This window comes from Actinotalea alkalitolerans, assembly GCF_023369855.1.
Classification (GTDB): Bacteria; Actinomycetota; Actinomycetes; order Actinomycetales; family Cellulomonadaceae; genus Actinotalea.
This window is the reverse complement of the sequence record NZ_JAMBPP010000016.1, coordinates 83,625-90,826: the sequence shown is the minus strand read 5'-3', so window position 1 is coordinate 90,826 and position 7,202 is coordinate 83,625. Positions and strand designations below refer to the sequence as shown.

Genomic DNA, 7,202 nt, shown 5'->3' with positions numbered 1-7,202 from the left:
AACACGATGTAGAACGGGGAGATGTACAGGTACGGCGAGAGCTTGACATCCCACCGCCCCCGACGCTGACGCCACGACCCGCCCTGGTGACCGGCCGAGCGGCCGGAGGGTGGTGGGGGCTCGGCGCCGGTGGGCGGATCCGGTCGGGTGCTGGGCGCGCTGAGGACGGACATCGGCTGGCTCCTGCGTCGAGGGGGAGGGACCGCTGGTGGGCGTGTGCTGGGCCGCCGGGAAGGATCTCCCGACGGCCCAGCACGCTCGGGCTCAGCCCAGGCCGAGCTCGCTGTAGGCCTGGAGCGACTTGTCCCAGGAGGAGGCGATGTCGTCGGTGGCGTCCACGTCCACCCGGGTCAGACCATCGGTGACCGTGGTGTGGATCGCGAAGTAGTTCGGGCCCTTGAACGGTGAGGCCGCCACGGCCTCGGCCCGGTTGGCCAGGATCTGACCGGTCGGGGCGTTGTTGAAGAACTCGTTGGTCATGCCCAACAGCTCATCGGAGCTCAGCGCCTCGACCTGGCTGGGGAAGGTCCCCTTGGCCGCGAACGCCTTGATCTGCTGCTCCGGAGCGGTCAGCCACATCGCCAACGCCTTGGCCTCCTCGGGGTGAGCGCTCTGGGCCGGGACGGTCAGGAACGACCCACCCCAGTTGCCACCCCCACCGGGAAAGACATCAGCGATGTCCCAGCTCACGCCAGCAGCGTTGCCCTCGATGATCCCCAGCATCCACCCCGGGCAGGCCATCGTGGCAAACCCACCGGTCTGGAACGCCGCGAACCAGTCATCGCTCCACTGCGCCAGGTTCGCCGAGAGCTCACGGTCCACACTGGCCTGCAGCACCGTGACGAACAGGTCCTCGACCTCAGAGCCCTCCAGCCCCAGCGGGGTGCCGTCATCGGCCTCGTAGGCGTTCTCCAGCTGGTTGACCATCGCCTGATACGTCGCACCCGCCGAGTCGAACCACGCCGCGTCCGAGGCCCCCACGAAGTCCTCACCCACGCTGAAGTAGTTCTCCCAGTCACCCTCCAGCAGCTCGGCGACCTCCGCCCGATCGGTCGGCAGACCCGCCGCCTCGAACAGGTCCGGGCGGTAGCAGATCGCCTCAGGACCGATGTCGGTGCCATACCCGAACAGCATCCCGTCCTCGGTGGTCGCCGAGTCGGTCTTCCAGTCCAACCACCGACCCTCCACCTCAGGGTCGGACAGGTCCACGAACTTGTCCGGGAACTGCATCAGCTCGGTCAACCAGTCGACCTCCACCGCCTCGACATCCGACAGACCCGACCCCGCCGCCAGACGCGTGTTCAAGTTGTCCCGCGCCTCGTTGGCCGTCGCGGCCTTCTTCTGCTCCACCACGATCCCCGGGTTGAGGTCCATGTACTCACCCAACAGGTCCTCATACCCGAACTCGTTGAACGTCGCCACGGTCAGAGTGATCTCCTCACCGCTCCCACCGCCGTCCGAACCCCCGGCCTCGGGAGTATCCGTGCCCCCCGAATCCCCACCACACCCCGAAGCAACCAACGCGATCCCCGCGATACCCGCAGTGACCGCCAACCGCGACCTGGAAGTACGCACCTGTGACTCCTTCGTCGTCGAGCAGCACCGATGCCACCCGTCCCAAGCCACCAGAACCTGGCAGCCGTGCTCGTGCCGAGCTGTCTCCGTCTGAGACCGGTCTCACGCGACGCTGCGTGAAGGCAGTCCCGGAATGGGACCGGTCTCAGTGCGATTGCTTCACCATCGTCCCTCGCCGGGATCCCTGTCAATCGCCGTGACCGAACCGTGACCCGACCTCCCGGGGTGCGAGCACGCGACGGCCGGGTCATGCTCGATCGACGACACGTGCCCGAGCGCCCCGCAGACCGGGTCGGTGCGGGCCTGGAAGAGATGAGAACCCATGAGGCGTAGACACCGCCGCGCGAACGGCGGCACCAGCTCCCCCGACCAGGAGACCGCCGGCGCCAAGCGGGATGCGCCCGCGCCGGACGACGCGCGCAAGCCCGACTCGCCCGACGACCTGACCAAGCCCTCGTGGAAGTACATCCTCACCAAGAGCCTGCGGGAGTTCACCAAGGACGGCTCCCCGGACTCCGCGGCCGGTCTGACCTACTGGGCCGTGATGGCCCTGCCTCCCGCGCTCCTGGCGCTGCTGTCCCTGCTGGGTCTGTTCGGCAACAGCCAGCAGATCATCGACGACGTCCTGGCCGAGGCCGGCGGGCTGGCCGGCGAGGAGACTCTCGGGACGGTCCGGACCCTGCTCGAGACCGTGAGCCAGCAGGAGACGGCCGGGCTCGCGCTGGTCACCGGTCTGCTGGTGGCCCTGTGGTCCGCCTCGAACTACGTCAACGCCTTCAGCCGGGCGATGAACCGGGTGTACGAGGTCGACGAGGGGCGCCCCTTCTACAGGCTGCGCCCGACCATGCTGCTCGTCACGCTCGTCATGCTCCTGCTGGTGGTGGTCATCTGCGTGGCCATGGTCCTCTCGGGCGGTATCGCCGAGACCATCGGCTCGGTCGTCGGGCTCAGCAGCCAGGCGGTGACCATCTGGAACATCGCCAAGTGGCCGGTCATCGTCCTGCTCGTGGTGCTGACCCTGGCGATCCTGTACTACGCGACCCCCAACGTGAAGCAGCCCAAGATGCGCTGGATCAGCGTCGGCTCGGTGGTCGCCCTGGTCATCTGGGCGCTGGCGACCGTGGCCTTCGGCTTCTACGTCGGCAACTTCGGCAACTACGACGCGACGTACGGGGCACTGGCGGGTGTGATCATCTTCCTGCTGTGGTTGTACATCACCAACAACGCCCTGCTCTTCGGCGCCGAGATCGACGCCGAGATGGAACGGGGTCGCCAGCTGCAGGCCGGCATCGAGGCCGAGGAGACCATCCAGCTGCCGCCGAGGGCCACGAAGGCCAGCGACAAGAAGCACGAGAAGTACGCCGCGGACGTCGCCCGAGGACGCGAGCTGCGGCTCAGCAGCGGACGGCCCGACGGCGACGAGGGCTGACCCGACCTCGGGAGGGGCTGGCCGTGCGGTGCGGCCCCCACCGGGGTATCAAGGACGGGACCCGAACCAGCCAGAGGAGAGCATCACCCATGGAGCACTTCACCATCGCGACCGTCGCCGAGCAGAGTGCGGACTTCCGCCGTGTGCTGTGGACCGGCGAGCACAGCCAGCTGGTCATCATGACCATCCCGCCGGGCGGGGAGATCGGCGAGGAGGTGCACGAGGACATCGACCAGATCCTGACCTTCGTCAGCGGGACGGGCGAGGCGGTCGTGTCGGGGCAGCGGCGCAAGGTCGCGCAGGGGGACCTCGTCGTGGTCCCAGCGGGCCGCACGCACAACTTCCTCAACACCGGCGTCAACCCGCTGGTGCTCTACACGGTCTACGGCCCCCCGGAGCACGCGGACGGTGCGGTGCACGCCACCAAGGAGGAGGCGGACGCCGCGGAGGAGGCCGGCAAGGACGAGCCCCCCACCTCGTGAGCACGTGAGGAGGCCCCCGGCGATCGACCGCTGGGGGCCTCCTTGCTGCCCGAGGACTACTCGTCGGTGTCGGCGTCCACGAGGTCGAAGTCGAAGCCCACCTCCTCGCACGCGGTCCGCAGCGCGTCCTCGTCCACGGTGTAGTCGATGTCGCTCGCCCCGGCTGTCTCGAGGCGCTCAGGGTCGGGCTGGGGCGACACGGACTCACGGAACGCGCCCGTCTGGGAGCCGGCGGCTGCGCGGGCGGCGGAGTCGAGCAGGTCAGCGCGGTCGTCCGGGTCCTCGGACTGCTGGGCGAGCTCGAGGTCGCGGCAGGCGGTGAAGCCCAACGGGTCGTCCCTGGTCAGGTCGAACGAGGACGAGGTCGACTCGAGGTCGGAGTCCGAGCCGCAGGCGGCCAGGGTCAGGCCGAGCGCGGCGGCGACCGTCAGGGTGGCGAGGCGTCGTGTGCGATCCATGTCCCTCAGTACACGTCGAGGGGCGTGGCTCCGCGACTGCTACAGGAAGCGGCGGGTCCGCTCGCGGTACCGCACGTAGTCCTCGCCGAAGCGCGCGACCAGGCGTTGCTCCTCGCGACCGGTCTTGATCGTGAGGACCACGGCGAGGGCGACCCAGGCGATCGCGGGCTCGGGGCGGCGCCGGAGCGTGGCGACACCGGCGGCAGCCACCAGCAGCCCGGTGTAGACGGGGTGGCGACTGATGGCGTACGGGCCTCGGCTCAGCAGCGTGGCCTCGCTCGGGGGATCGACCCGGGGGGTCAGCAGCCGTCCGTGCGGTCGGGCGCCGTGCACGGAGAAGGTCGCACCACCCGCTGTCGCCGCAGCGGCGAGCAGGGCCAGCGACCGGGGCAGGTCCCAGCGGGGGCGCCCTGGCCACGCCAGTGCGGCGAGCGAGACCGCCTGGGCGGCGATGATCCGGTCGGCGGCCTGCATCCGCCCAGCCTGCCACCTCTCGCACGGGATGCACGGCCCGCTCGTGCGGCGCACAGTGGTCCGGTGGTCGCCGACGCGGCACGTCGGCGCGGGCGAGAGAGGTGAGGGTCATGCCGAAGCGCGAACCCGGTCCGAGCGTCAAGGACGACGAGCTCTACGAGAAGCTGCGCGACCAGGGCAGCTCCAAGGAGAAGGCTGCGCGCATCGCCAACGCGGCGGCCGGCTCCTCTCGCAGCGAGGTCGGCCGGAGGGGTGGCGCCTCACCCTCCTACGAGGAGTGGACCGTCAAGGAGCTGCGGTCGAGGGCGGCCGAGATCGGCATCAGCGGCCGGTCGTCGATGACCAAGGCCGAGCTGATCGAGGCCCTGCGCACCCACTGACGACGCGTGCGTCCGCCCCGCGGGGGACGGCGTCGCGCCGTCGTCCGGTCAACTCTGGGCGGAGGTCGTCAGGACCCGGGCGACGTCGTCCAGGGCTCCGGGCACCAGGGAGTAGTAGGCCCACACCCCGCGCTTATCGCGGGAGAGCAGGCCGGCGTCGACCAGGGTCTTGAGGTGGTGCGAGACGGTCGGCTGGGACAGGCCGAGCGGCTCGATCAGGTCGCACACGCAGGCCTCGCCACCCTCGCGGGCGCCGACGAGCGAGAGCAGCCGAAGGCGCGCCGGGTCGGCGATGGCCTTGAGCACGCCGGCCAGCCCGAGTGCGTCCTGGGCGCTCAACGGCTCACGGGCCAGCGGGGCGCAGCACGCGACCGCGGCGCTGGGGCCGGCGGGCGCTGGACCGGGGGAGGCGATCTCGACGGGTGTGGCGGTCATGCCCTCCAGTATGGCTTCGGTATTGACAACTGTCGATGTCAGCATCAAGATGCTCACGTATCGATAGTCATCTATGTCTGGAGGAACCATGGACGAGCAGCTGGTCGAGCAGGTCCGTACCCGGTACGCCGAGGCGGCGCAGCACGTGCTGGCCGGGCGCGGCGGTCAGGGCGCTGCCGCCGAGGCGTCCTGCTGCGCGGGCACCGACGCCGTCCCGTGCTGCACCGGCGGGGCGGTCCGGACCGATGGCTCGCAGGGTGGTGTCGCCTCGGCGGGGTGCTGCGGGACGTCCGGTCCTGCCGCCCTCGAGCAGGGGCAGGAGTTCGGCGCCTCGCTCTACGGCGCGAAGGATGCCGCCGGCCTGCCGGACGCCGCGGTGCTGGCGAGCCTCGGCTGCGGGAACCCGACCGCGGTGGCCGACCTGAGGCCGGGGGAGCGGGTGCTCGACCTCGGTTCGGGCGGAGGCATCGACGTGCTGCTCTCGGCGCGCAGGGTGGGCCCCACCGGCTTCGCGTACGGCGTGGACATGACCACCGAGATGCTGACCCTCGCGCGCCAGAACGCGGCCGACGCGGGTGCCACCAACGTGGAGTTCCTCGAGGGCCGGATCGAGTCCGTGCCGCTGCCCGACGGCGCGGTCGACGTCGTCATCTCGAACTGCGTGATCAACCTGTCCGTCGACAAGCCCGCGGTGCTGGCCGAGATGCACCGCGTGCTGGTGCCGGGTGGGCGTATCGGCTTGTCCGACGTCGTGGCCGAGGACCACCTGACCCCGGCCGACCGGGCCGAGCGCGGCGACTTCGCCGGGTGCCTCGCCGGCGCGCTGTCCCGCTCGGAGTACCTCGCCGGCCTGCGCGAGGCGGGGTTCGTCGACGTCGAGGTGCAGTTCACCCACGAGGTGCGACCGGGCCTGCACGGGGCGATCGTCCGGGCCGTCAGGCCGAGGGCACGAGACTGACAGCCGCGCGATAGACGCAACATCTCTTGCGCAATAGTTCTTGCGCAAGAGATGTTGCGCATCTATCCTCGACTCATGGACGACACGACGCAGGATGCGAGCAGCCCCACGGGGGGAACCGGGCCTGACCGCGGCTCGGGAGCCGTCCCCGCGATGCGGGTCACCGACCCGGCTCGGATCCGGGCGCTGACCCACCCGGTCCGCCTGGACATCCTCGAGATCCTCGACGACGTCGGGCAGGCGACCGCCACCCAGTGCGCGGAACGGCTCGGCGAGACCGTCGCGAACTGCTCGTTCCACCTGCGCAGCCTGGCCAAGGCCGGCTTCATCGAACCTGCTCCGGTTCGCGGTCGCGAGAAGCCCTGGCGGCCCGTGGCGCACCACCGCTCGATGGACTACGACCCGACCGACCCTGCGTCGGGTCGAGCGATGGGGGAGATGGCGGGACTCATGGTGCTGCGTGAGGCCGAGCGTGTGCGTGACTTCCTCCAGCGCAACGTCGAGCAGCCCGAGCAGTGGCGTGACACCGTCTCGATCACCACGGCCGGCTTCTGGGCGACGGCGGACGAGATGCGCGCCCTGGTCCAGGACGTCCAGCACCTCACCGACCGGTACGCCGGCCGGTGGCGTGATCCGTCGCTGCGACCCGCCGGCGCCCGCCCTGGGAGGCTCTTCGCCACCATCAACCCCGACGACTACCTGTCGGCCGACGACCCCCGGTCGACCGACGACCCCCGGCCGACCGATGACGAGGTGAGCTGAGATGGCCACGATCCACTACGTCCCGCAGACCACCCGCCTGCGGCTTCCGCACCAGCTGGCCCGCCTCCTGCGGGGAACGGTCGTGGTCGAGCTCACGGCGTGCGTCGGCCAGGTCGAGCTGCGCGTCGAGCGGTGGCGTCGGGTGCGCACCGGTTCGCAGGCGACCAGGGCTCGGCTGGCGCGGCTCGACGACGAGCGCACGCGAGCCCTCGCGGCGCGGATGGGTGCCGGCGTCTGACGCCCCGGGAG

At 70.6% G+C, this 7,202-nt stretch carries 10 protein-coding genes; 6 read left to right on the top strand and 4 right to left on the bottom strand.

The window, feature by feature from the left end; all coding sequences use genetic code 11:
- Positions 1 to 264 precede the first annotated feature (264 nt).
- Positions 265 to 1,575, bottom strand: coding sequence for an ABC transporter substrate-binding protein (locus M1R94_RS17435; RefSeq protein WP_249383002.1), 1,311 nt, complete (start codon positions 1,573 to 1,575; stop codon positions 265 to 267).
- A gap of 322 nt (positions 1,576 to 1,897) precedes the next feature.
- Here M1R94_RS17435 and M1R94_RS17430 point away from each other — a divergent pair, with 322 nt between their 5' ends.
- Both M1R94_RS17430 and M1R94_RS17425 read left to right on the top strand, forming a co-directional pair.
- Complete coding sequence (locus tag M1R94_RS17430) at positions 1,898 to 3,004, top strand: YihY/virulence factor BrkB family protein (RefSeq protein WP_249383001.1); 1,107 nt, start codon at positions 1,898 to 1,900, stop codon at positions 3,002 to 3,004.
- Positions 3,005 to 3,093: 89 nt separating this feature from the next.
- Positions 3,094 to 3,486, top strand: coding sequence for a cupin domain-containing protein (locus M1R94_RS17425; RefSeq protein ID WP_249383000.1), 393 nt, complete (start codon positions 3,094 to 3,096; stop codon positions 3,484 to 3,486).
- Between the two features lie 56 nt (positions 3,487 to 3,542).
- Here the strand turns inward: M1R94_RS17425 and M1R94_RS17420 are convergent, their stop codons facing one another.
- The gene (locus M1R94_RS17420) at positions 3,543 to 3,944 is read right to left on the bottom strand and encodes a hypothetical protein (protein WP_249382999.1); all 402 of its coding nucleotides are present in this window, start codon (positions 3,942 to 3,944) and stop codon (positions 3,543 to 3,545) included.
- A 39-nt stretch (positions 3,945 to 3,983) separates the two neighbouring features.
- Positions 3,984 to 4,418, bottom strand: a complete 435-nt coding sequence (locus M1R94_RS17415; RefSeq protein ID WP_249382998.1) for a methyltransferase family protein — start codon at positions 4,416 to 4,418, stop codon at positions 3,984 to 3,986.
- 110 nt (positions 4,419 to 4,528) lie between these two features.
- Here M1R94_RS17415 and M1R94_RS17410 point away from each other — a divergent pair, with 110 nt between their 5' ends.
- On the top strand, positions 4,529 to 4,798 hold the full coding sequence (locus M1R94_RS17410; RefSeq protein ID WP_249382997.1) for a DUF7218 family protein: 270 nt from the start codon (positions 4,529 to 4,531) through the stop codon (positions 4,796 to 4,798).
- Between the two features lie 48 nt (positions 4,799 to 4,846).
- Here the strand turns inward: M1R94_RS17410 and M1R94_RS17405 are convergent, their stop codons facing one another.
- Complete coding sequence (locus tag M1R94_RS17405; protein ID WP_249382996.1) at positions 4,847 to 5,233, bottom strand: ArsR/SmtB family transcription factor; 387 nt, start codon at positions 5,231 to 5,233, stop codon at positions 4,847 to 4,849.
- Positions 5,234 to 5,321: 88 nt separating this feature from the next.
- Between M1R94_RS17405 and arsM the strand changes: the two genes are divergently transcribed.
- From arsM to M1R94_RS17390, 3 genes are all read left to right on the top strand, one after another.
- Positions 5,322 to 6,191, top strand: a complete 870-nt coding sequence (gene arsM / locus M1R94_RS17400; protein ID WP_249382995.1) for an arsenite methyltransferase — start codon at positions 5,322 to 5,324, stop codon at positions 6,189 to 6,191.
- A 75-nt stretch (positions 6,192 to 6,266) separates the two neighbouring features.
- A complete protein-coding gene (locus M1R94_RS17395) occupies positions 6,267 to 6,953 on the top strand; it encodes an ArsR/SmtB family transcription factor (protein WP_249382994.1) in 687 nt (228 codons plus the stop codon).
- Position 6,954: 1 nt separating this feature from the next.
- On the top strand, positions 6,955 to 7,191 hold the full coding sequence (locus tag M1R94_RS17390; protein ID WP_249382993.1) for a hypothetical protein: 237 nt from the start codon (positions 6,955 to 6,957) through the stop codon (positions 7,189 to 7,191).
- Positions 7,192 to 7,202 lie beyond the last annotated feature (11 nt).